Raw genomic sequence first — 21,808 nt, forward strand, 5'->3', positions numbered from 1 at the left:
AGATAATATTGATCACAGCATAAATATGTCAATAATACTTTAAAGGAGAATATTATTGTATACATAAAGATCAAGGAGAGTTTAAATGCATATAATGGAAGGATTTTTACCCTGGCAATGGTGTCTTTTTTGGTATCTGCTGGCAGCTCCTGTAGTTGCCTACGGTATAAAACAGATCAAAGAAATCACAGATAAAAATCCCGAATCAAAACCACTACTGGCAGTATCAGGAGCATTCATATTTGTGCTCTCCTCTTTAAAACTACCTTCAGTAACAGGTAGTTCATCACACCCAACAGGTAATGGTTTAAGTGCAGTACTCTTTGGACCTGCAGTAACATGCGTATTAGCAGCTATTGTATTGGTTTTTCAGGCACTTCTCCTGGCCCATGGAGGTATCACAACATTGGGTGCAAATATTTTTTCAATGGGAATTATTGGGCCACTAGCAGCATGGTTAATATATAAATCAATCATGAAAACAGGTTTGTCATCATCAATAGCAGTATTTTTTGCAGCTTTTGCAGGGGATATATTCACATATATTACAACAGCATCACAGCTTTCCTTGGCATTTCCAATTCCAAGTTTTGGTGCTTCATTCTTCAAGTTTATGATTGTGTTTGCATACACCCAAATACCACTTTCAATTGTAGAGGCAATTCTTACAGTCGTAATATTTGAATATATTTTGAAACTCAGACCAGATATACTTAGATCACTGAAGATTATAGGGCCTAAAAAAGTTGAGGAGAAAGTATAAATGGAAAAAAGGCATGTTATAATGTTATTGATTGCACTTTTAATAGTTGCAATTCCATTTTTCCTTTATAATGGTAAAGGTGAGGGCTACTTCAGTGGGTCAGATGATAAAGGAAGCTTAGCCATAGAAGAAACAGGTTATCATCCATGGTTTTCATCTATTTGGGAACCGAGTAGTGAAATGGAAATCCTACTTTTTGCTCTGCAAGCTGCTATAGGTGCACTTATTATAGGTTACTTCCTGGGATACTACACAGGAAAGAGAAAAATTCAAGGAAAGTGAATATTTTTGCGTTTTATTAAACACAATGAGGTTATACTTTAAGAGGATTGAAAATGGAAAGAACACTCGATGATTACGCCCATTCAAATGGTCTTAAAAATACTAATCCATCATTTAAAGTATTATTTGCACTTTTGACCATGATAATATGTGTTATATCAACATCACCAGTCATACCTCTCATTATTACATTTTTAATGATGTTTTTAATTATATTCTGGGCCAAAATACCATTTAAATTCTATTTGAAATTTATATCAATTCCATTATTTTTTGGTATTATGACCTTTTTATTCATGGCATTATTTTTTGGTATGGTGGATCCCTGGTTTAAAATAAATTTAATTAATGTAATTGTTTATAAAGATGGTTTCAATTTAGGAGCCCTAGTTTTTGCAAGAATACTGGGTGGATTTTCTTGTCTTGGTTTTCTAGCCCTTACAACTCCCATGACCGAGATATTTTCGCTACTTGAAGGATTTAAAATACCATTGGTGATACTAGAAATTGCAATGATGATGTACCGTTATATATTTGTATTCCTTGAAGAGGCAACCAACATGTATCAATCACAGAAAACACGCCTCGGCTATTTAAGCTTCAAAGGAAGTTTCAAGTCCCTTGGTATACTGGCTAGTAATTTATTTATAAGGACTTGGATGAGGGGAGAACAAGTTTATATATCCATGGAATCAAGATGTTATGATGGGTCCATTAAAACTTTTAAGACTCAAAATTCTATAAGCACCAAAAACATGGCGTTGCTTGTTTCGTTTGAGTTTTTACTTATAATCGGGACATATTTGACAGCTGGCTTTAAAATATTATGAACAATTTATAATAATAGTTTTAATTTTAATAATACACTTAAGAGATGTTTTTAAATGAAAGTCATTGAAACTAAGGACATTACATACGAATATCCTGATGGTACAAAAGCCCTTGAAAAGGTAAACTTCATGGCGGAAGAGGGTAAAATAGTTGCGCTTTTAGGACCTAACGGTGCAGGAAAATCAACGCTTTTCCTCCACTTCAATGGTATTCTTAGACCTTCCTCCGGAGCTGTTGTTATAGACGGGGAAAATGTTAACTACAACAAAAAAGAATTGATGAAAATAAGACAGAAGGTTGGAATAGTTTTCCAAAACCCTGATGATCAATTATTTGCACCAACAGTTGTTGAAGATGTAGCATTTGGACCAATGAACATGGGTCTTCCTAAAGATGAGGTTGAATCACGAGTAAAAGAAGCTTTATCCCGAGTTGGGATGGAGGGATTTGAGAAAAAACCTCCTCACCATCTAAGTGGTGGGCAGAAAAAACGTGTTGCAATTGCAGGAATTCTTGCAATGAAACCTAAAATCATGGTTCTGGATGAACCAACAAGTGGTTTAGATCCTAAAGGAGCATCACAGATACTCAGACTTCTATACCAACTTAACACAGAAGGAATGACTATTGTAATATCAACACACGATGTTGATCTTGTACCAATTTACGCATCAAAGGTCTACATAATAAGCGAAGGTAAGATAATCAAACAGGGAACTGCATCTGAAGTGTTTGAAGATGTTAAAACAATCAGAGGAGCTAATTTAAGATTACCAAGAATAGCACATCTAATGGAAATACTTGAGAAGGAAGATAAACTCCCATTTGATAAACCATATCCTCTTACAATCGGCGGGGCAAGAAAACGAATATTAAAAGAATTTGATGAATAATCAAATATAATTTTTTAATAATAATTTTTATAAAGAATAATGAATGGCAGCTTTTCTGCCATATAATTCAATCTTACTCTACTACTTTTATGGCCTTTGTTGGGCAAGAAAAGGTGCACAATTTACAACCAATACACTCTTTATCTTTAACATCAACTGTCCAGTCTTTTTCTATTTCTATGGCCTTAACCGGGCATAATGAAATGCAAGCACCACAATCGATGCAAAGTTCTTCATCTTTTTTTACAACTCGCTTTACAGGGCTAACATCAATTCCTGCCTTTTTTATGTATTCAATACCCTCTTTAGCATCCGGACCAGATATCTCTATAAGCATCTGACCGCCCTTTGGATTGATATCTGCACGGAGAATGTTGAAACTCACATCAAATTTTTTTATCATATGGGTGATTACAGCTTGGTTCACCATTTTAGGAGAAAATTTAAGCCAGGCTTTCATATTAAACACCTTCCTCTACATTCCTTACACACATAAGCCTTGAAATATCTTCTGCAGTTATCATACCCTTCACTCGATTATTTTTGTCTATTATTGGAAGGCCAGATATTTCATGCTTATCAATACGTCTTGCAATAACATCAACAGGTTCATCTTCCCTTGCAATCACGACTTTTTTGGTCATAACATCCTTTAATCTATTTTCACCCTTTGCAACTGCATTGGCAATATCCCATGAGGTTACAATTCCCAATAACTTATTATCTGAATCAACTACAGGTAGATGGTTGACATTATTTTGAACCAATCTTTTAGCAACATCAGTTATATCATCGTTAGGACTTGCTATTATCAATGGTTTTCCTTTAATTTCATTTACCAGAACCGTTTGTCTTCTAATCTTAAGAGGTCTAGGGCTTCGACCCTCAGATGCTAACAATTTAACAGGATTTGTAAGTAAGAAATTTCCATTATTGATCCAGGATTTAAGCTCTTCAGCAATTTTCAAGGCCTTTTTATAGGAGGATAATGGTGAAGATTCAATTTCAACGCCATTAATTTCAATACTACCACTTCTAAGCTCTTTATAATTGGTTTCTAATATGATTGGCTTGCTACGTTTAGCAACACCATAATCTTGGACATGGCAAACGATATCTTCGTCACTAATGGCTGTTCTTTGAGCTATATCACTATTTAAAATAGGTATCGGTATACCTGCACCAACATATAGAGTTGAACCGTATTTAGGCATAGTTGCACCACGAACATATTCATGATCCATCTCTTTCATATCTCCCTTCAACATAAGCGTACCTGCTCCATCGGTTGGAACACCATTTTTTCTTTGAACTTCGGTGTTATGTTGGGTACCTTCTCCTATTACATATCCTTCTGCACCACAAAGGAATATCTTGGTACCCATACCTATTGTTTGGAAGTATGGATCGTTTAAAAGGGGACTCAATCCACCCGCACTTGAAAAGCTTACGTTACCCATGTTAGGTAAGAGAGTGCCCATATAAGTGTAAATTGTTTCATCTGTGGAGTTCACAGCGGCAGCATAGTTCTGATAGGAATTACGTGGATTTACCATTATGGCTTCGTTGAGGTTTTCAATATTAACATGTGTTTTAAGGTCTGTTAAAGGGTAACAATCTGTTCCATAGGAACTTGCAATCAATTCAACATCTTTGCCCATAATAAGATCCTCAATTACGTGGGCCCCACCATAATCAATTCCAATTTCAGGATTTCTGCTTGGTTGGGTGGCACCAATATAAGTATCAACTGCAGCAAGTCCGGAATAAGCTTCAACTCCATTAAGATAAGTTTTGGTCATTTTTATTGGAGGATCGGTATGACCGAAGTTCAAAAAAGCTCCTGAAGAACACATGGCACCAAAAGTACCAGTTGTAACAACATCAATATCCTCCGCTGCTTTTTCAGCTCCATTTTCCCTAACAATTTGGGTCATTTCAACAGCAGTAACAACAACTGCATCTCCGTTTTTGATTCGTTCATTTATTTCTTCAATGGTCTTCATTATGAGTCACGTCCGTACCATTATAATAATTATTCAATTAACAAAAAAATATATAAAAAGAAAATAAAAGTTGAAATTTGAAAAGGAATTAAATTAACCCTCTGCATTTACCATTTAACTGTAATAATTTCTAATTCACAACATTTGGGGTCAACAAAAGAATTTGTTGCAGATCGAGTTAGATTGGACTTTTTCAACTAGGTTGATTTTCTTGGATTATATAACTATACCTTTATTGATTAACTAGTTTTTCTATTGTAATATTATGTTTATTATGTAAATTTGTATTTACTCAATAAGATTATAATAAAAACTTAGTATTTTAAGTTAGAAATTATTTTTGTAAAAAATATTTAACAGCTTGTTATAACAAAATATTTCTTTTCGTACGCAAAAATAATATAAATAATAGAAAAGATTACTCTTCATAAAAATGTTACATTAATTTAGTATTTAGTTAAAGGAGTGCTAAACATGTCATCTTCAATTGAAAATAAGTTAAATCCCGATGTATTTAAAAAAACTATTGATTCCATCGATAAGATGGCAGATTATGTAGATTTAAGAGTTAATGAAAGTAAAAATACTGTTATTGTTATGAAAGATGGTAAAATACAGGAAATACGTTCTGGATCAGATTTCGGTGGATCAGTAAGGGTTCTCAAGAATGGTTCTTGGGGATTTGCATATACCACTCAGCTATCCAAACTAAATGAAATGGCTGAATCAGCATTGAAACTTGCAAAATCAACAAAAAGTGATGTAGAATTAAACGAAGTAAATTCCTACAAAGATAATGTTAAATTCAAGGCCAAACTTTTACCCTCTAAAGTATCTTTAGATGAAAAGAAGGAGATTGTACACGATGCAGATGCAGCAGCCAAGATCGAACAAATTGTTAGCACAACTGTAAATTATGTTGATGGAGAAGGTACTACTCTGTACTTAAACTCTGAAGGTACTTGTCTCACAATGGAAGAATCAAGGGTGGCAATGTTTATAAATGCAGTTGCAGCATCTGAAGAAGGTATACAGTTTGGACATAAAAGTATTGGTGGTTCAAGAGGATTTGAGGTTATTAAAGATCAGGATATCGAGAATTTTGGCAGAACTGCTGCATTAAAAGCAGTAAGGCTCCTTAATGCAAAATCACCATCATCTGGAAGTTTTCCAGTAGTCCTTGATCCGGAATTAACAGGTGTTTTTATTCATGAAGCACTTGGACATGCCTCTGAAGCAGATCTAATACTTCAGAACGATTCGATATTAAAAAATAAGCTCGGAACCCAGATAGGTTCAAATCTAGTAACTATAATTGATGATGCAAGCATGGATGCATTCGGATATTATCCATATGATGCTGAGGGTGTTAAAACATCAGAAAACATTCTGGTAAAGAATGGTGTTCTTACATCACTTCTAAGCTCAAGGGAAACAGCATCAAAACTTGGAATTAATTCCTCTGGAAATGCTAGATCTTCGGTTGGTGAACAACCAATTGTCAGAATGAGTAATACATATTTAAAACCAGGTGATCAATCGTTTGAAGAATTATTGGAAGGTATGAAAGATGGAATATATCTCAAAGGATCAAGAGGGGGACAAGTAGATACTGGAAAGGGTGTATTCCAATTCAATGCAGCTGAATCTTTTATGATAAAGGATGGGGAGATAAGAGATCCTCTCAGGGATGTTTCACTTTCAGGCAGTATTATGGAAATTCTTAATAATGTGGATGCACTCGGATCAGACTTTAAAATGGGTGTTGGGTTCTGTGGAAAATCCGGACAAACAGTTCCTGTTGGAGACGGAGGACCTCATGTGAGAGTTTCCAAGGCTACTGTGGGCGGAGCAACATAATAATTCTTATACAAGAATCATGGAATAAAATTTAGGAGGAAACCTATGTTAACTTCAGAAGATGGAAAATTTCTTGTTCAACTTGCAAGAAAGGCAATTGTTACATATTTGGTTGATAAAGAAATAATAGAAATTCCTGAAGATGCTGATCCCAAATTAAGGGACAATATGGGGGTTTTTGTAACATTAAACCATGAAAATCAACTCAGAGGATGTATTGGTTACCCCGAACCAGTAATGCCTCTTTTAAATGCCGTGGTTGATGCTGCAATATCTGCTGCAACAAGGGATCCAAGATTTAATCCAGTAACTCCTGTTGAACTTGATCAGATAAATGTAGAAGTAAGTGTTCTAACTAAACCCGTTCTTATTGATGTGAAAAATCCCACAGAATATATTGAAAAGATAAATATTGGTCAGGATGGGCTTATTGTTGAAAGAGGTCCATACAGAGGATTATTATTGCCTCAAGTTGCTACAGACTGGGGGTGGAATGTGGAAGAACTACTTTCAAATACTTGTATGAAAGCTGGACTTTCATCGGATTGCTGGCAACTCAATGATGTAAAAATTTATAAATTTTCATCCCAAATATTTGAGGAATAAAGAATTTAAACAAAATAATTAATTTTTTTATTACATTATGATTTAAACGAAGGTTAAATATCATAGAACATACTTACCTTAATACACTATCTGAGTTTCTAATTGTGCAATTAAATTTCACTAAAGTTTCAATCATTAAAACTCGTTATATCAGTTCGTATCGTCATATTATCTGATATATATTTAAAAAAAAAGGATAACAAATTAAATTTATAAAAAAGTGATCAAATGTTTATACCAACTATTCCAACACCAGAAGAGGTTCTGGACAAAAGTTTTAGCAGGGCTAAGAAGGCTGCTAATAAAGTCAGAAGTTCAAAAATTCCTCGTCATCAAAAATCAAAGAAGACAGAAGAGGCAAGGATCAAAACTGCTTGTCAAGTAACTGAAGAAACATTCAATAGCATACTTGAAAAGATTCCTAAGATCTCAACCTTGAATATGTTTTACCAGGACTACATAGATGTTGTGGTAGGGGTTGATCAATTTAAAAAATCCCTTGGGGCTCTTAAATGGGCAGTAGATTTAATATCAAAATTTGAAAATCAATATGTTTTCAAAATACGCAGATCAAGCTCGGAAGATGCTTCAAAGGTTAGGAAAGAAGCATTTGGAAGATTAGCATCGGTTGTATATCGTATTGAGGATGAACTAAATTTTCTGGATTTTGCAAAGCAGAAGTTAAGGAACATGCCAACTATTGATTTCAAGGCAACAACCGCGGTTATTGCAGGATTCCCTAATGTGGGAAAATCAACTCTACTTCGCCAGTTAACTACAGCAGAGCCAAAAGTAGCTGATTATCCATTCACAACTACAGGGATTCAAATTGGTCATCTTGAACATAAATGGACACATTTTCAGTTCATAGACACACCAGGACTTCTTGATAGACCAGTACAGGATATGAACGAAATAGAATTAAATGCAATGGTTGCACTTGAACATCTTGCAGATATTGTTTTTTACATATTCGATGCATCTGAAACATCAGGATATCCATTAGAAAGTCAATTAAACCTTTACAATGAAATAAAACATGTTTTCAAAACTCCAATTCAATGTATTTTTAACAAAATGGACCTTGTAGAAAATATTGAATATGTAAATGGTTACATTAACCAATTGGAAAGTCCTCTTATGCTCTCAGCATCCGAGGGGATTGGTGTTACTGAAATAATAGCTAAAATGGAGGAATTTGACAATGAAAAGAAGAAACGCAGCTGAAGAAATGTTTAAAGATGTTATTTATACAATTAAAGAAAAACAAAACGATTTAGGGCGAACACTCAATGAATATACATCAAATTCGCCTCTAAAGCCCAATATGGATATTGTTGAAGATGAAGAACAGTTAACTGTCATGACAGACTTACCTGGTTTTAAAAGACAAGACATTACAATAGACATAACAGAGGATACAATTGAAATTACAGCTCAGTTCGATGGAGATACTGAAGCTGAAGGAAAAAATTTCCTGAAAAAGGAAAGAAATCATGGGAAAGTAAATAGAATTATAAATCTTCCCGTAAAAGTAAGAAGCACAGAATCATCAGCTAAATTAGAAAATGGCGTTCTAACTGTTATTTTACCTAAATTAGAAAAGAAAGAAACATTTGAAGTCAAAGTTGATTGAGCTTCAAAGAATTAAGATTTTTAATATTAAGAAATATTATACCCAATTCAATTTTAGTATTCCATTCCCTTTTAATATTTAATTAAACAATATGAAAATTAGTATCTTACTTTCCCTATGTGCCTTGTACTTCCTGGATCTTCTCCATTGTAGTGGGACAAATAGTAAATAAACCATTCAATCGGAATTATCAGTATGAATGGTGCTAGGAGGGGATGTATGTTGGAATAATCGTTCATATTGAATGTGATAGTTTTTGCACCTATTTCATTTGAAAATTCTATGGATTTACTGGTTAGCTCATCACCAGGGAAACCTGCATCTAAAAATATTATTGGAACATTTTTCTCTGCCCTTTCTATTAAACCATGTCTAAACTCTCCTGAGTAAAGTGGACAGGCATGTTTTAGTGCTCCCTCCATTAACATGGTCATTGCAACCTTGTAGGCCAAACCAAAGTTTGGACCACTACCCATACAATAAAAGATATCTTCATCTTTATATTTTTTGGCTAAAATTCTATTTTCTTCCTCTGTACTCTTGATCAATTCTTCTATAATGGATGGAATTTGTTTTAGATCGTTTAAAATCTTTTCAGCTTCCGCTGATCCTTCAATTGAAAACAGAATTTCATATAGGCATAGAAGTTGTGTCATATAGGTTTTTGTACCTAATATTGCGGTTTCTCTTCCACAACGAGTCAGTACTGAATCATCAGATTCTTTATTCATACTGCTTTCAGGTTCGTTTGTAATTGAAATAGTATAAATACCATTTTCTTGCGCTTTCCTGAGTGCTGCTAAAGTATCTGCAGTTTCACCTGATTGTGATGTTAATATTAGTACTGAATTTGATTTTTGAAGGTTTTTATGATGCACAAATTCATAGCCAGTATGAACTTCAATATTCATGTCTGATAAAAAACCAATTGCATCCCTAGCAGAGTAACAAGTGGAAAGTGAACTCCCGCAACCAACCAAATAAATTCTATCCATTCCATTTATTTTCTCTGCAATCTCTTTCATATGAGATTCTTCTTCATTTAAAGTCTTTTTCAGTGATTTAGGCTGTTCTAAAACTTCATTGTACATATCATACTTCATATATTCATCCCTCAAAAATATCAAGCTTTTCAGTGAATTTCTTATAGGTAACATTAATATCTTCATCAATTACCCTAGTATCTGCAGTTGTCTCCATGAAACCAGATTCAACTTTAAATCTTGGTACTATGTGAACGTGGAGATGTTCTATACTTGCTCCTGCAGTTTTTCCAAGGTTTAATCCAACATTGATTCCGTCGGGTTTAATAACCTGCCTGATAAGTGATATTGATCTTTGAACAAGACAGAACAATTTTTCCAATTCTTCTGAATTCAGTTCATTTAAGTCTGTAAAGTGCTTAACAGGTACAACCTCTAGATGGCCTCTACTGTATGGAAATATATTCATTAGAACCATATTTTCTTTATCATTGTATAAGACCATTTCTTTTATATCTGGATTGCCCTCTGCTATTGCACAAAATACACAAGGTACATCATGTTTTTTATACTTCCAGGATTTTCTTGATGGGGCAAAAATAACATCATGACAGTTATTAAGTGATTCTTCAATCTTTTCAGTTGATTTAACAACTTCATTTTTACGGATTTCAAATAATTTTGCAATACAAACTGCCATCTCCGCAACTTCGCAAGCATCTGAACCTATTAGACATATCATTGGTTCCTTTCCCCAAGCACCCTTATGATATATCACATCTGGAACTGTTCCTGATTTTTCGATTGCAGTTTCAACTCCCCATGGAATTGTACTGCCTTCAATTTCTTTAACTTTAGCAGGTTCTTGAGTCCGGTTATAGGATGATACTTCCAATCCAAGTTTTCTGCATATATCAAGTATCATTGGGTTGTACTTCAAGTTTATTGCACTTCTCTTGGATGGGTCGTGTTTAATGATAGTAAGTACTAATCTAGCCATATGGGACGAACTCATAAAATCAGGAGGCATTACAGCTTTAGGCATACCATTAACAATTGTAATCCTTCCGGGAATGCCTACGACTTGGTCAATTGTTTTAGCATCCTCAATTGCCATTACTATATTGCTGCGAACCTCCGGAATTAGTTCAGCAAATTCTGAAGAGTTTTCCAGTATTTTAACGGCCTTTTGAACCTTATCTTTCTCCATGATATCTTCCATAGCACAATATCTTCACATGATCAGATATAAGATATTGGTTTTTTGTGGTTATATTAAAAATAATTTTTTTGAAATTATCTTAGAATAAATGTCATATTATTATTCTTGCACCAAAAGACATGTAACAGGATTGGAAACATACATTTTATAATTGAAAATTCCAGAAACAGCATATTAACTCTATAACAACATGATATTATCTTTAATAGATTTAATAATGATGCTTGTTTAAATTAACATTCTTTAAAAATGTTTTCATCAAATTCCATTCCTTTAATTTTCTTTATTATTTTACAAGTACTATCGAGTTGTCCTTTTTTATATCCTTCAATCTTTACAACTTCAGTATGTATCCCTCTATCTGTTAGTTCTTTTTTTAGATTGGTTATATCATAGTTCTGATCTGAACCTATAGTAATTATATCAGGTTTAATTTCTTTCACAATCTTGAACATATCATTTTCATTTCCAAGATAGGCTTCATTAACAAATTTTATCATTTTAACAACTTCTAATCTCTGTTTTTCATCAACTACTGGTACTCTTTTCTTTGATCTTACAGTTGAATCCCTTGCAACTACTACCACAAGTTTGGAATCTTTCCCTCCAACTTTTTTTGATTCTTCAAGGTAATATCCATGACCTGGATGTATTATGTCAAATGTTCCTGTTGCCATAACTATTTTAATGTTTACACCCCTATTAAATTCTATTTTAGTGAATAAATGAAAAATTAATCTTTCAACATATTTAAGTTAATTTTTTATATTGTTCATGTATTTATACTTGTCAAGACAATAAAAACTATCTCGTGCATATGTACATTAATGGTATTATTATTTTAATAAGATTCTATAAAATCTTAATTCTCTAAAATAATATTAATCTCCTATCAGTATTCCATTATCTAAAACAAGGAATAAAGAAATAAATTATTAACAGGATTATATCAAATAAATAATTAGAATATTTTTCATTTATCCGAATGTGGTAACAGTTATGAGTTCAAAAATAGCCCAAGGAAGTATTGTAATACTAATGGGATCATTCCTATTCCGTATAGGGGGTTACATTTACAGATTTCTTATGGCTAATTTATTAGGGCCTGCAGGATATGGTATTCTTGGTCTTACACTCCCATTTCAGGGTTTTTTAATAATAATTGCGGGAGCAGGACTTCCTCCTGCCATTGCCAAGCATGTGTCTGAATATTACGCAAAAAATGATACTGAAATGGTTAAAGCAGTTATAAACATATCCACTAAGTTGATGATTGCACTTGGTCTCATCTTCAGTGTTATCATATTTTTTTTAGCTGAACCTCTTGCAATGGGATTATTCGGCAAACCCGAAGCAATATTACCATTTCAGTTAATCGCTTTAATAACACCATTCAGTGTAATTGTAGGGGCGATAAGAGGAACATTCCAGGGATTTTATCAGATGACAAATATACTGATAACAAGAGCATTTGAACTTATTTTCATGGTCATATTTGCAGTGGGATTGGTTTTTGCAGGATTTTATGTTGCAGGTGCAGTTATAGGTACTGCAGTGGGATTTATGGCAGCATTAGCAGTTGCAGTTTATCTCTTCCAGAGAGATGTGCAAGGAAAAATATCCCAACCAAAAAAATTACTTTCACGAGCATCAAAAACTTTGACTTTTAATGATGAGCTAAAAATAGCGAAAATGTTACTTTTCTTTTCAATACCTGTAGTTATAACGGGTTTAGCAGAACTGGCACTATATGATATGGGGACACTAGTTATTGGTCATTACATGGCCAGTGAATTTGTTGGATATTACAATGCAGCAAGTCCTGTTGCAAGATTGCCACTCATAATATCTATGGCAGTTGCTACTTCCGTACTTCCAGCAACAGCAGAAGCTATGAGTCTTAATAATACGGAACTTCTTAAAACATATGTTTTACAATCTTACCGTTATGTATCATTATTTGTTGTACCACTCTGTATAGGAACAATTGTATTTGCTACGCCAATCATATCAATACTATTTGGACAGGCGTACATACCGGGATCTGCCGCTCTCCAGATATTAGCGGCGGGAATGCTTTTTTTCACAATCTATACTGTTTCATCAAGCATTGCACAAGGATTAGGACATCCAAGATTACCTATGTACGTACTGATAATTGGAACAACTATAGATATAATATTAAGCATAGTTCTCGTACCGCCATATGGAATTAATGGTGCTGCAATAGCCACAACCATCACATCTCTATTTATTATGTCGACATTAGTATGGAAAACACTTCAACTAGCAAGAATCAGTTTACCTGTAATGGATTTTGCTAAAATTACCATAGCTTCCATAATCATGGGGATTGTTTTCATTCCATTTCCACAGACTAAATCATTCTTTTTCCTGGCTTTAATAATATCTCCATTCATATATTTCGGAGTTCTAGCAGTGATTGGAGGATTAAAATTAGAAGATGTAAGAATAATGCGCAAACTCGGTAATAAATTAGGGCCATTTTCGGGTATATATAAAAAATTAATAGGTATTTTAGAAAGATTCGCTGTTTGATTTAAGTTCAGATTTAAGTTCAGCCCACATATAATGCTCGGGACCACAACCTGTTACAATCATATACTTGTATTGAGATTTGTAGATTATTTCAATTATTTTCTCTCTTCTTTTGGGCATATATTCATATGCTAAAGGATAAAACTCAGCATCAAGTACTTTGCTGATTTTGTCATAATATTCCCTAGCTGCTTCAATAGAACTTCTACCTGGAACAACATAAACCATTTTAGGTTTTGCTGAGATCAATGCATCCAAATGATCTTCAAAGATATCATCTTCTCCAGTATCAGGAGTGGTATAAATAAATCCAAGATCACCTTTAACATAGTCTTCCATAAATTGGACATTTGCCTTCAGTGCATCTCCATTATCTCCTTGACCCATTCCTACAAGTTTATCCTCTATTTTCATTATTTCAAACCTTCCCGGAGGTAAAATGGATAAATCAAGTGATTTTGATACTTTTTTAACTGTATTTTCAACATTTTCAGGTGTTGGTGTAAACGATGCGTAGGTAGTAACTGCACATAATAAATTGTAGAGATTGTAAAGCCCAAAAGCAGGAGTTTTTATAGTTAAGTTGAGAGGAACAGTCTCATCGGTTGGGTAATTGAATACATTACCTTCAATTTTTACAGTCCATTGATCAAAATCTTTTGAAAGTTCAGTTAGCATCATATCTGGTTTGGGTCTCTCAAAACCACAACTGCACCTGAATACTCCTCTGTGATTTGAATATTTAATGGTATAATTAAGGACTTCTCCACATAATGGGCAATAAATATCAGTATTTGAAGATTCATCATTCATGTTAATTTCCAGACCATAATATGTCACATGAGTATCTGCTTCTTTTCTTTTCCCAATATAAGCAGTTCTTGGATCATCAGCGTTACATATAACAATTCCCCTTTTCATAGGTGCACTTAAAAGTTCTTTAGCTTTTAAATAACTATTGAAAGGATTTGAAACCCCGGCTACGAAGGAATGTTCCCTTGAAACATTGGTGTAAACAACCCCTATAGGTTGCACTAGCTTACATACCTCATCTGGAATAGCATGCATAATATCGCGTATACCGTACTCAAAAACACCCAAATCAATATTATCGCTAAGTAATCCTGTTGCAATAGCATTTAAAGTGTTACTATCATAATTATAAGATATTGATGTATCATTTGCTAAAAATAAACTAATTAACTTAGTAGTGGTAGTTTTTCCATTAGTGCCAGTTATTATGATACTTCCAATGCGTGGCTGCTTGGCTAACTCTCTTAAACAATCATCTGATCCTATGTTTAAGAATAGATAACCTGGAAAGCTTTTTCCCATACCTTTACCTAATTTAACTACGTTCTTTGCAAATTTTCCCGATATTCTGGCGGTTTTACATCTAATTTTTCCATATAGTCCCATGATCTGTAACGTGTGATTAAGAGGTATTTAAACTCTTCTAAATACTACTTAAAAAACCCAAAATATTTCTAGTACAAAAAATAAAGAAACAAATGCATGATAATTCTTAAAGGGATAGGTTCGAGTCCTTATATAGGGGTAGGCCAAGTTAAAACTCTTGATAATTACGATTTTTGATAAATTGGTTGACTATGGAATATGTTCTATATCAACCAATCCGACAAATACTTAAGATGAGGAAGTTTGTTGATAGAAAAGAAAATGAAATTATTTTAAGAAATTCCAGTAAAATTCTCAACTAATAATCCTGTTACAATATTTTTTGATATTTGAGGGCATCTATAAAATCTATTTTTCCTTTGTAAAGAGCAGAACCAATTACAACACCAAATGTTTTTGTTTTACTCAGATTTTCAATATCCATAAGAGATGTCACTCCTCCAGAGTAAATAACTGGAATATCAACAGCATTTAAAAGTTCTAAAAGTGGATCCATGTCAAATCCACTCATCATTCCTTCAACATCAACATTAGTGAAAAGTATGCCTCCAGCACCTTTTTTTTGGAGGGAAACACCGAGTTCAGATGCATTTTTTTCAGTTTTTTCCATCCATCCTTTGATAACAACCTTTGAATCCTTACTATCCAGTGCCACAAGGATTCTATTGCTTCCATATTTATTTGATAGCTCCTCTACTGTTTCGGGATTTTCGACTGCCATGGTGCCTAAAATAACCTTTTCAACACCAATATCTAATAGATCCATAGCATCTTGAACTGTACGGATTCCTCCTCCTAGTTGAACAGGTATTGACACAGTATCAAGAATCTTTTCCACAACTTCCAAGTTTTTTGATTTGTTTCCAAAGGCACCATCAAGATTAATAACGTGTAAGATCGATGCACCTTTATTTTCCCAGTCTTTTGCAACAATTTCTGGATTTTCAATGACCACTTGTTCGGTGCCTGGTATTCCCTGGACTAACTGCACACATTTACCGTTTTTTATATCCACAGCAGGTATTATAAACATTGAGTATTCCTCCTAATGAATTTTTTCTAATTTTAAACCATATAAACAAGTTTTCTAATAACTCCTGGACTTTACAACATTCTTATAAAAGGTATATTCCCCATATTAAAAATCTATTCAATGAAAATTATCTTAAATAGGTAATATTACTTGACCGACGTTTATCTTAATGTTGGAGAATACCCCATGTGTGAGGGTGGGGATGAATCCAACCACTACATATAAATAATAATTTAACAATAATTAATATTATCGTATGCGATAACCAAGCATACTACACTTAATCTAATCAGTACCGTAGGAACTACGGAAATTAAAGCTTCTCTGAAAAAAACCACATTAGTGGATTTAATGAAGGAAGAAACTCCTTCCGAAAGGGAGGGGTAGTTCACAAAAGAAGTTTATTAGCATTATTATAAAAATTAATTAAATATTAGTATTATATTATTTCAATAAAATTTTATACCTCATTGAATAAATTCTTTTATTAAACCTCTATAAAAATGAATTAAAATCCTAAAGTGGTCAAATTATGATAAAAACTCCTGTAAAAGAATTAGAAAATCGTATGGAACGTTTTAGAACTCTTATGGATGAATTTAATCCTGAATGGGAAATAGCAGTTATATTTAGCAAAATAAACCTCTATTACTTTACAGGAACAATGCAGGAGGGTATGCTAATCATACCAAGGAATAAAGAGGCTACTTTTTGGGTTAGACGGAGCTATGAAAGAGCGCTTAATGAATCATTATTTCAAAAAATAGAGTCAATGAATAGTTTCCGAGATGCTGTTAAAAGTTTTCAAAATCTTCCAGATACTGTTCATCTGGAAACTGAAGTTGTTCCACTTGCATTTTACAAACGATTTCAGAAACATTTCCCATTCAACAATTTTAAACCTCTTGATAATGTTATTTCCACAGTTAGGGCAATTAAAAGTGAATATGAATTAGCTTTTATGAGGAAAGCGGGTCAAATTCATCAACATGTATTGGAAGACATGGTGCCAGAGATGTTAAAGGAGAAAATGAGTGAAACAGATCTTGCTGCAGAGCTTTTTAGGGTAATGATTAACGAAGGACATCATGGTGTTACCCGTTTTGGTATGTTTGACACCGAAATAGTTTTAGGTCAGATAGGTTTTGGTGAGAGTTCAATATATCCAAATTATTTTAATGGACCTGGTGGAAATTATGGGATGAGTCCAGCAGTTCCTGTCATAGGATGTCGTGATAGGAAATTGAAAAGTGGAGATCTTGTATTTATTGACGTTGGATGTGGCGTAGAAGGCTACAATACAGATAAAACAATGACATACATGTATGGCCAACCATTGCCAAAATATGTTTTAGAGATCCATAGTAAATGCGTTTCTATTCAAAATGAAATTGCAGAATTGTTAAAACCAGGTGCTATACCTTCAGAAATTTACAATACAATAATAAATTCTCTTGAAAAGGACTTTCTCAAAAACTTCATGGGGTTTGGAAATCGTAGAGTAAATTTCCTAGGTCATGGAATTGGATTATTAATAGATGAAACCCCTGTAATTGCAAATGGATTCAATGAACCTTTACAAGAAGGAATGGTATTGGCATTGGAACCTAAAAAGGGAATTAAAGATATTGGAATGGTTGGAATTGAAAACACATTCATAGTCACATCTAATGGTGGAGAATGTATTACAGGAAACAATCCGGGTTTAATTTCAGTTTTTTAGATTAAATTAATAATTCACAAAATCTGTATTAAATATTCCAATTAATTAGATTTCCCTCTAATTTTTTTATATCTTTAAACAGGGACTTAATATCAACAACATAAATAATCAAAAACAATAAAAATATTTGTTAGAAATTTGAGGTTATTCAATGGTTAAAACTGCATTTAAAATAGCTTACATTGGGACAGATTTCTATGGGTTCCAGAGGCAGCCTGATCTACCCACAGTAGAAGGTGAACTTCTAAGGGGATTTAAAAAGGCCGGTGTTATGGATGATCCCAATAAATCAAATTATTCAATAGCAGGAAGGACAGATAGAGGAGTACATTCACTTGGCAATGTAATATCTCTCCATGCAGATTCAAATGCAACAATAAATCAAATCAACTATTATCTTCCGGCTAGTATTCAGATCATTGGTAAAGTAGAAGTTCCACATGGATTTAAACCGAGATTTGCAGAATACCGACATTACAAATATATATTCTTCATGGATCCCTATAATGAAAAAATTTTGAATTTAGAACTGATGAAAAATGCTGCAAAGATGTTGGAGGGCACACACAATTTTCATAATTTTTCCAAGAGAAGTGAAAGATCCCCCATAAGAAATGTTAAAGAGCTAAATGTTAACCAAATTGGGCAATTAATAGTTATAGATGTAATTGGAGAAAGTTTCCTCTGGAATATGGTCCGTAAAATGGTACAAGTAATAACCATGGTAGGAAATGGAAAAATGGAAGACACTGAAATAAATCTCTTGTTAAATCCAGATAATCATGCTCCAATTACCCCAGTACCTCCTGAAGGCCTGATACTGATGGATATTAAGTACAAGGACATAGACTTTACATACGATAAATATGCAAGAAATAACTTCTTTAAAACTCTTAAAGAAGAATATATTCGTAGAAGGACAATTGCTGCAGCTGAAGAAGAGATGATGAAAGTTTTAAAAGCCCCGTAGAAATCCCAGATAACCATAAATATTATGTGAACAATAGATCCCCATAATCAACCAATGGAGGAAATCACCTGGTATATAGGAATGATAGTTCATATGGTATGAAAGATTTAGATTTATTTTTAAAAATCGAAGGATCCCATAGGGCAGTTATAGTAGGACATGATCCTGGACTGACAGTAGGGATAGCCATACTAGACCTTAAAGGAAATTTAATTTCACTTGCTAGTTTTAAAGAGATCAGAAGGTCAGAAATAGTTAGTCACATTATAAACTATGGAAGGGCTGTTTTAATAGCTACTGATGTTTTTCCCGCACCAAAAAATGTCAAAAAAATTGCATCTACATTAAATTCTAAAATATGGTCTCCTTATAGAAGTATGTCTGTAGAATCGAAAATTTACATTGTTGATTCTTATTTACAAAATATTTTCACCGATAAAAAATCATTTAACTTACCTCAAAATGCACATGAGAGGGATGCACTTGCGGCAGCAGTAAAAACCTACAGAGATTATCTTAAAAAATTTCAACAGATAGAGAAACGTGCAGAAAAGGCGGATTTATCTTATAATGAAATTGATAGCGTCAAAACAATGGTAATAAATGGTACCTCAATTAGTACAGCTATAGATCAGATAGTTATTGATGGAGAAATTAAAAAAAATGATTCAAATAAATTAAATAAAGAATCAAAAGATATAATAACTTATGGAAACTCTGAATCTGAAAGGAATATCCAGTTAGATGAAGGAAAATTAGATGAAAAGCTTTCAAATGATCCAAACAGGATAATTAATTCGAATCTAAATGATAATGTTTCGATTTCTAAATTGAATAATAAATTAAAATCACAACAGAAATATATCAAAAATTTAAAGTTGAAAAATGCCCTACTTGAAGATGAAATTATTGAGAATCAATCTGAAATCTCAAAACTCCGATCAAAAATCAATAAACTCCACAGGGAATATACAAAAAAAATTCTACAGAAGAAAGAACTATCATCAAAAATAACTATGATAAAAAGACTCCAAGAACAGTATTCTAATGAAAAAGCCAAAAGAATCGAACTTGAGAAAAAATTGGAGTCAAGAAAAGATATTAGTGCACTGGAACTATCTGAAAATGCAGTACCTGTGAAGATCATAGAATCTTTTACTAAGGAGGGTATAAGAGATGCTTTTGATCGTTGGAAAATTAAAAGGGATGATGTTGTCCTGCTTAAAAATTCGGAAGGCGGCGGATCACAAACTGCTTTGATGATTGTGCAGCTTGATGTTAAAGCAGTTATAACTATGGATAAAATTTCTGATCCTGCAGAAAATATATTCAAAAAAAATTTGATTCCATTGATTCCAGCTAGTGATGTTAAAATCAATTCTATGAATGAATTTGCTACAATAAATTCTAAATCCCTAAAAAGGGAGATAGATAAATGGAACGAAACTGTAATGGATCAGAGGAAAACTGAGGATGAAAAAAAGTTAATGAATCTTGTTGAGGAGTATCGGGCCCAGAGAAGGAGATCATCTGATCAATAATTTAAAATAAATTTAAAAGATAGAATACTAATATTATTAATCTTCAAAAAATCAACATCCAAATAGAATTACACTAGATTTTAAATAATATTAAGGATTATCAAATATGAAAATTGTTACTATCGTAGGCACCAGACCTGAAATAATTAAAATGGCTCCTGTATTGGCTCAAATGGAAAAGGATGATATTGATAATATTTTAATCCATACAGGGCAACACTACGATTATGAGATGTCGCAACAATTTTTTTTAGATTTAGAACTCAAGAAACCAGAATACAATATTGAAGTTGGTTCAAATTCTCATGGTAAACAAACTGCTCTAATGATTGAAAAAATTGAAGATATTTTAAAGATTGAAAAACCACATATAGTACTGGTTCAAGGAGATACCAACGCAGTGCTTGCAGGTGCCATTACAGCATCCAAGATGCATATACCAGTAGGCCATGTGGAAGCAGGGTTAAGGTCATATGATAAAACCATGCCTGAAGAGATAAACAGACAGATAGCAGATGTTTGTTCCGCAATGTTCTTTGTACCAACAGAAGAATCAGCTATCAACCTGCTATTTGAAAATATTGATCCAAATAAAATTTTCATTACAGGAAATACAATAGTTGATGCTTGTATTAGACATCTGAAAATTGCTGAAAGAAAATCTAACATACTATCCAAACTGGGAATAACAGGAGATTTATTAACCCTTACAATGCACAGAGCAGAGAATGTGGATGATCCAGAAAGACTCAAAAATATTGTAGACGCACTTTTGGATTTAAAAAACATTACAGTGATTTTCCCGGTACATCCAAGAACTTTAAAGAATCTAAAAAAATTTGGATTATACAACAAACTCGAAAGTGTTTCCCATATCAAACTCATTAAACCCATCGGATACTTGGACTTTCTGTTACTTCTCTCCAAGTCCAAAGTAGTAATGACAGACTCTGGAGGATTACAGGAAGAGGCTATAACACTCAATGTGCCATGTATAACTTTAAGATACAATACTGAGCGTCCAGAAACAGTAACGGCTGGCGGGAATATATTAGTTGGTGCAGAAAAAGAAAGAATATTAGATGCATTCAATAAAATATGTAATGACCTTGGGATCTACAATAAAATGAAGAATGCTAAAAACCCATTTGGTGACGGTAACTCTTCGGATAATATTTTAAAATCAATATTAGTTGCTAAAAAATCAGATAAATTAAAAATTAGTATTCCGGAAAAAATAGTAGATTATGATGGTAGAGAACTTTTAAAGATTGATAACGATATATCTGTATCTCAATATGAAGAACTTAATCCTGGTTCAAAAATTTGTATGGTATTTGCAGATAATAATCCAAGATTTCCTCATTCTGAACTCAATTTGAAAAATAAAGTAATAATTGTAAACAAATTCAGGATTGAATGATAATTAATTGTTTATTTTCAATTAACCAAAATATTTATATACAAAAGTTTATCTTATT

At 33.1% G+C, this 21,808-nt stretch carries 20 protein-coding genes; 13 read left to right on the forward strand and 7 right to left on the reverse strand.

Annotated elements, in window-relative coordinates:
• The first annotated feature begins 85 nt into the window (after positions 1-85).
• The 4 genes from cbiM to K8N75_RS07055 are packed head-to-tail and all read left to right on the forward strand — an operon-like array spanning position 86 to position 2,769.
• Positions 86-763, forward strand: a complete 678-nt coding sequence (gene cbiM / locus K8N75_RS07040) for a cobalt ECF transporter S component CbiM (RefSeq protein WP_223791370.1) — start codon at positions 86-88, stop codon at positions 761-763.
• Positions 764-1,045 (forward strand): energy-coupling factor ABC transporter substrate-binding protein, encoded by a 282-nt coding sequence (locus K8N75_RS07045; RefSeq protein WP_223791371.1) that lies wholly within the window; start codon positions 764-766, stop codon positions 1,043-1,045.
• Positions 1,046-1,098: 53 nt separating this feature from the next.
• A complete protein-coding gene (cbiQ, locus tag K8N75_RS07050) occupies positions 1,099-1,875 on the forward strand; it encodes a cobalt ECF transporter T component CbiQ (protein ID WP_048190100.1) in 777 nt (258 codons plus the stop codon).
• A 54-nt stretch (positions 1,876-1,929) separates the two neighbouring features.
• The gene (locus K8N75_RS07055) at positions 1,930-2,769 is read left to right on the forward strand and encodes an ATP-binding cassette domain-containing protein (RefSeq protein ID WP_223791372.1); all 840 of its coding nucleotides are present in this window, start codon (positions 1,930-1,932) and stop codon (positions 2,767-2,769) included.
• A gap of 73 nt (positions 2,770-2,842) precedes the next feature.
• On the opposite strand, the gene K8N75_RS07060 is transcribed toward K8N75_RS07055, so the two are convergent.
• Positions 2,843-3,229: a 4Fe-4S dicluster domain-containing protein gene (locus tag K8N75_RS07060; RefSeq protein WP_223791373.1), complete on the reverse strand. Its 387-nt coding sequence runs from the start codon at positions 3,227-3,229 to the stop codon at positions 2,843-2,845.
• Position 3,230: 1 nt separating this feature from the next.
• Positions 3,231-4,775: a homocysteine biosynthesis protein gene (locus K8N75_RS07065; RefSeq protein ID WP_223791374.1), complete on the reverse strand. Its 1,545-nt coding sequence runs from the start codon at positions 4,773-4,775 to the stop codon at positions 3,231-3,233.
• A 474-nt stretch (positions 4,776-5,249) separates the two neighbouring features.
• Here K8N75_RS07065 and K8N75_RS07070 point away from each other — a divergent pair, with 474 nt between their 5' ends.
• The 4 genes from K8N75_RS07070 (at position 5,250) to K8N75_RS07085 (ending at position 8,877) form a co-directional block, all read left to right on the forward strand.
• Complete coding sequence (locus tag K8N75_RS07070; protein WP_223791375.1) at positions 5,250-6,635, forward strand: TldD/PmbA family protein; 1,386 nt, start codon at positions 5,250-5,252, stop codon at positions 6,633-6,635.
• Between the two features lie 45 nt (positions 6,636-6,680).
• A complete protein-coding gene (locus tag K8N75_RS07075) occupies positions 6,681-7,241 on the forward strand; it encodes a TIGR00296 family protein (RefSeq protein WP_223791376.1) in 561 nt (186 codons plus the stop codon).
• A 228-nt stretch (positions 7,242-7,469) separates the two neighbouring features.
• Positions 7,470-8,468, forward strand: a complete 999-nt coding sequence (locus tag K8N75_RS07080) for an NOG1 family protein (protein ID WP_223791377.1) — start codon at positions 7,470-7,472, stop codon at positions 8,466-8,468.
• Positions 8,446-8,877, forward strand: a complete 432-nt coding sequence (locus K8N75_RS07085) for an Hsp20/alpha crystallin family protein (RefSeq protein WP_223791378.1) — start codon at positions 8,446-8,448, stop codon at positions 8,875-8,877. Before K8N75_RS07080 ends, K8N75_RS07085 begins: the two co-directional genes overlap by 23 nt.
• 98 nt (positions 8,878-8,975) lie before the next feature.
• Here the strand turns inward: K8N75_RS07085 and K8N75_RS07090 are convergent, their stop codons facing one another.
• The 3 genes from K8N75_RS07090 to K8N75_RS07100 form a co-directional block, all read right to left on the reverse strand.
• Positions 8,976-9,980, reverse strand: coding sequence for an SIS domain-containing protein (locus K8N75_RS07090; RefSeq protein WP_223791379.1), 1,005 nt, complete (start codon positions 9,978-9,980; stop codon positions 8,976-8,978).
• A 4-nt stretch (positions 9,981-9,984) separates the two neighbouring features.
• Positions 9,985-11,082 (reverse strand): thiamine-phosphate synthase family protein, encoded by a 1,098-nt coding sequence (locus K8N75_RS07095; RefSeq protein ID WP_223791380.1) that lies wholly within the window; start codon positions 11,080-11,082, stop codon positions 9,985-9,987.
• A 233-nt stretch (positions 11,083-11,315) separates the two neighbouring features.
• Positions 11,316-11,759, reverse strand: coding sequence for an FAD synthase family protein (locus K8N75_RS07100; RefSeq protein ID WP_255590845.1), 444 nt, complete (start codon positions 11,757-11,759; stop codon positions 11,316-11,318).
• A gap of 322 nt (positions 11,760-12,081) precedes the next feature.
• Between K8N75_RS07100 and K8N75_RS07105 the strand changes: the two genes are divergently transcribed.
• Positions 12,082-13,641, forward strand: a complete 1,560-nt coding sequence (locus K8N75_RS07105) for a flippase (RefSeq protein WP_223791381.1) — start codon at positions 12,082-12,084, stop codon at positions 13,639-13,641.
• On the opposite strand, the gene K8N75_RS07110 is transcribed toward K8N75_RS07105, so the two are convergent.
• Together K8N75_RS07110 and hisA are read right to left on the reverse strand one after the other, a co-directional pair.
• Complete coding sequence (locus K8N75_RS07110; RefSeq protein ID WP_223791382.1) at positions 13,621-15,060, reverse strand: Mur ligase family protein; 1,440 nt, start codon at positions 15,058-15,060, stop codon at positions 13,621-13,623. The two genes, K8N75_RS07105 and K8N75_RS07110, sit on opposite strands and share 21 nt — an antisense overlap.
• A 310-nt stretch (positions 15,061-15,370) precedes the next feature.
• The gene (gene hisA, locus K8N75_RS07115; protein WP_223791383.1) at positions 15,371-16,093 is read right to left on the reverse strand and encodes a 1-(5-phosphoribosyl)-5-[(5-phosphoribosylamino)methylideneamino]imidazole-4-carboxamide isomerase; all 723 of its coding nucleotides are present in this window, start codon (positions 16,091-16,093) and stop codon (positions 15,371-15,373) included.
• A 532-nt stretch (positions 16,094-16,625) separates the two neighbouring features.
• On the opposite strand from hisA, the gene K8N75_RS07120 reads away from it, so the two are divergent.
• The 4 genes from K8N75_RS07120 (at position 16,626) to wecB (ending at position 21,750) form a co-directional block, all read left to right on the forward strand.
• Positions 16,626-17,816 (forward strand): M24 family metallopeptidase, encoded by a 1,191-nt coding sequence (locus tag K8N75_RS07120; protein ID WP_223791384.1) that lies wholly within the window; start codon positions 16,626-16,628, stop codon positions 17,814-17,816.
• Between the two features lie 151 nt (positions 17,817-17,967).
• Positions 17,968-18,786: a tRNA pseudouridine(38-40) synthase TruA gene (truA, locus tag K8N75_RS07125; RefSeq protein ID WP_223791385.1), complete on the forward strand. Its 819-nt coding sequence runs from the start codon at positions 17,968-17,970 to the stop codon at positions 18,784-18,786.
• 98 nt (positions 18,787-18,884) lie between these two features.
• The gene (locus K8N75_RS07130; RefSeq protein ID WP_223791386.1) at positions 18,885-20,327 is read left to right on the forward strand and encodes a DUF460 domain-containing protein; all 1,443 of its coding nucleotides are present in this window, start codon (positions 18,885-18,887) and stop codon (positions 20,325-20,327) included.
• A gap of 106 nt (positions 20,328-20,433) precedes the next feature.
• Positions 20,434-21,750, forward strand: a complete 1,317-nt coding sequence (wecB, locus tag K8N75_RS07135) for a non-hydrolyzing UDP-N-acetylglucosamine 2-epimerase (RefSeq protein ID WP_223791387.1) — start codon at positions 20,434-20,436, stop codon at positions 21,748-21,750.
• The last annotated feature ends 58 nt before the right edge of the window (positions 21,751-21,808 follow it).

Origin of the sequence: Methanobacterium spitsbergense (assembly GCF_019931065.1) — an archaeon.
GTDB lineage: Archaea > Methanobacteriota > Methanobacteria > Methanobacteriales > Methanobacteriaceae > Methanobacterium_B > Methanobacterium_B spitsbergense.

Excerpts from the sequence above, each read along its gene's own strand:
- cbiM (WP_223791370.1), top strand. The coding sequence starts at position 86 with ATGCATATAATGGAAGGATTTTTACCCTGGCAATGGTGTCTTTTTTGG.
- K8N75_RS07045 (WP_223791371.1), top strand. The coding sequence starts at position 764 with ATGGAAAAAAGGCATGTTATAATGTTATTGATTGCACTTTTAATAGTT.
- cbiQ (WP_048190100.1), top strand. The coding sequence starts at position 1,099 with ATGGAAAGAACACTCGATGATTACGCCCATTCAAATGGTCTTAAAAAT.
- K8N75_RS07055 (WP_223791372.1), top strand. The coding sequence starts at position 1,930 with ATGAAAGTCATTGAAACTAAGGACATTACATACGAATATCCTGATGGT.
- K8N75_RS07060 (WP_223791373.1), bottom strand. The coding sequence starts at position 3,229 with ATGAAAGCCTGGCTTAAATTTTCTCCTAAAATGGTGAACCAAGCTGTA.
- K8N75_RS07065 (WP_223791374.1), bottom strand. The coding sequence starts at position 4,775 with ATGAAGACCATTGAAGAAATAAATGAACGAATCAAAAACGGAGATGCA.
- K8N75_RS07070 (WP_223791375.1), top strand. The coding sequence starts at position 5,250 with ATGTCATCTTCAATTGAAAATAAGTTAAATCCCGATGTATTTAAAAAA.
- K8N75_RS07075 (WP_223791376.1), top strand. The coding sequence starts at position 6,681 with ATGTTAACTTCAGAAGATGGAAAATTTCTTGTTCAACTTGCAAGAAAG.
- K8N75_RS07080 (WP_223791377.1), top strand. The coding sequence starts at position 7,470 with ATGTTTATACCAACTATTCCAACACCAGAAGAGGTTCTGGACAAAAGT.
- K8N75_RS07085 (WP_223791378.1), top strand. The coding sequence starts at position 8,446 with ATGAAAAGAAGAAACGCAGCTGAAGAAATGTTTAAAGATGTTATTTAT.
- K8N75_RS07090 (WP_223791379.1), bottom strand. The coding sequence starts at position 9,980 with ATGAAGTATGATATGTACAATGAAGTTTTAGAACAGCCTAAATCACTG.
- K8N75_RS07095 (WP_223791380.1), bottom strand. The coding sequence starts at position 11,082 with ATGGAAGATATCATGGAGAAAGATAAGGTTCAAAAGGCCGTTAAAATA.
- K8N75_RS07100 (WP_255590845.1), bottom strand. The coding sequence starts at position 11,759 with ATGGCAACAGGAACATTTGACATAATACATCCAGGTCATGGATATTAC.
- K8N75_RS07105 (WP_223791381.1), top strand. The coding sequence starts at position 12,082 with ATGAGTTCAAAAATAGCCCAAGGAAGTATTGTAATACTAATGGGATCA.
- K8N75_RS07110 (WP_223791382.1), bottom strand. The coding sequence starts at position 15,060 with ATGGGACTATATGGAAAAATTAGATGTAAAACCGCCAGAATATCGGGA.
- hisA (WP_223791383.1), bottom strand. The coding sequence starts at position 16,093 with ATGTTTATAATACCTGCTGTGGATATAAAAAACGGTAAATGTGTGCAG.
- K8N75_RS07120 (WP_223791384.1), top strand. The coding sequence starts at position 16,626 with ATGATAAAAACTCCTGTAAAAGAATTAGAAAATCGTATGGAACGTTTT.
- truA (WP_223791385.1), top strand. The coding sequence starts at position 17,968 with ATGGTTAAAACTGCATTTAAAATAGCTTACATTGGGACAGATTTCTAT.
- K8N75_RS07130 (WP_223791386.1), top strand. The coding sequence starts at position 18,885 with ATGAAAGATTTAGATTTATTTTTAAAAATCGAAGGATCCCATAGGGCA.
- wecB (WP_223791387.1), top strand. The coding sequence starts at position 20,434 with ATGAAAATTGTTACTATCGTAGGCACCAGACCTGAAATAATTAAAATG.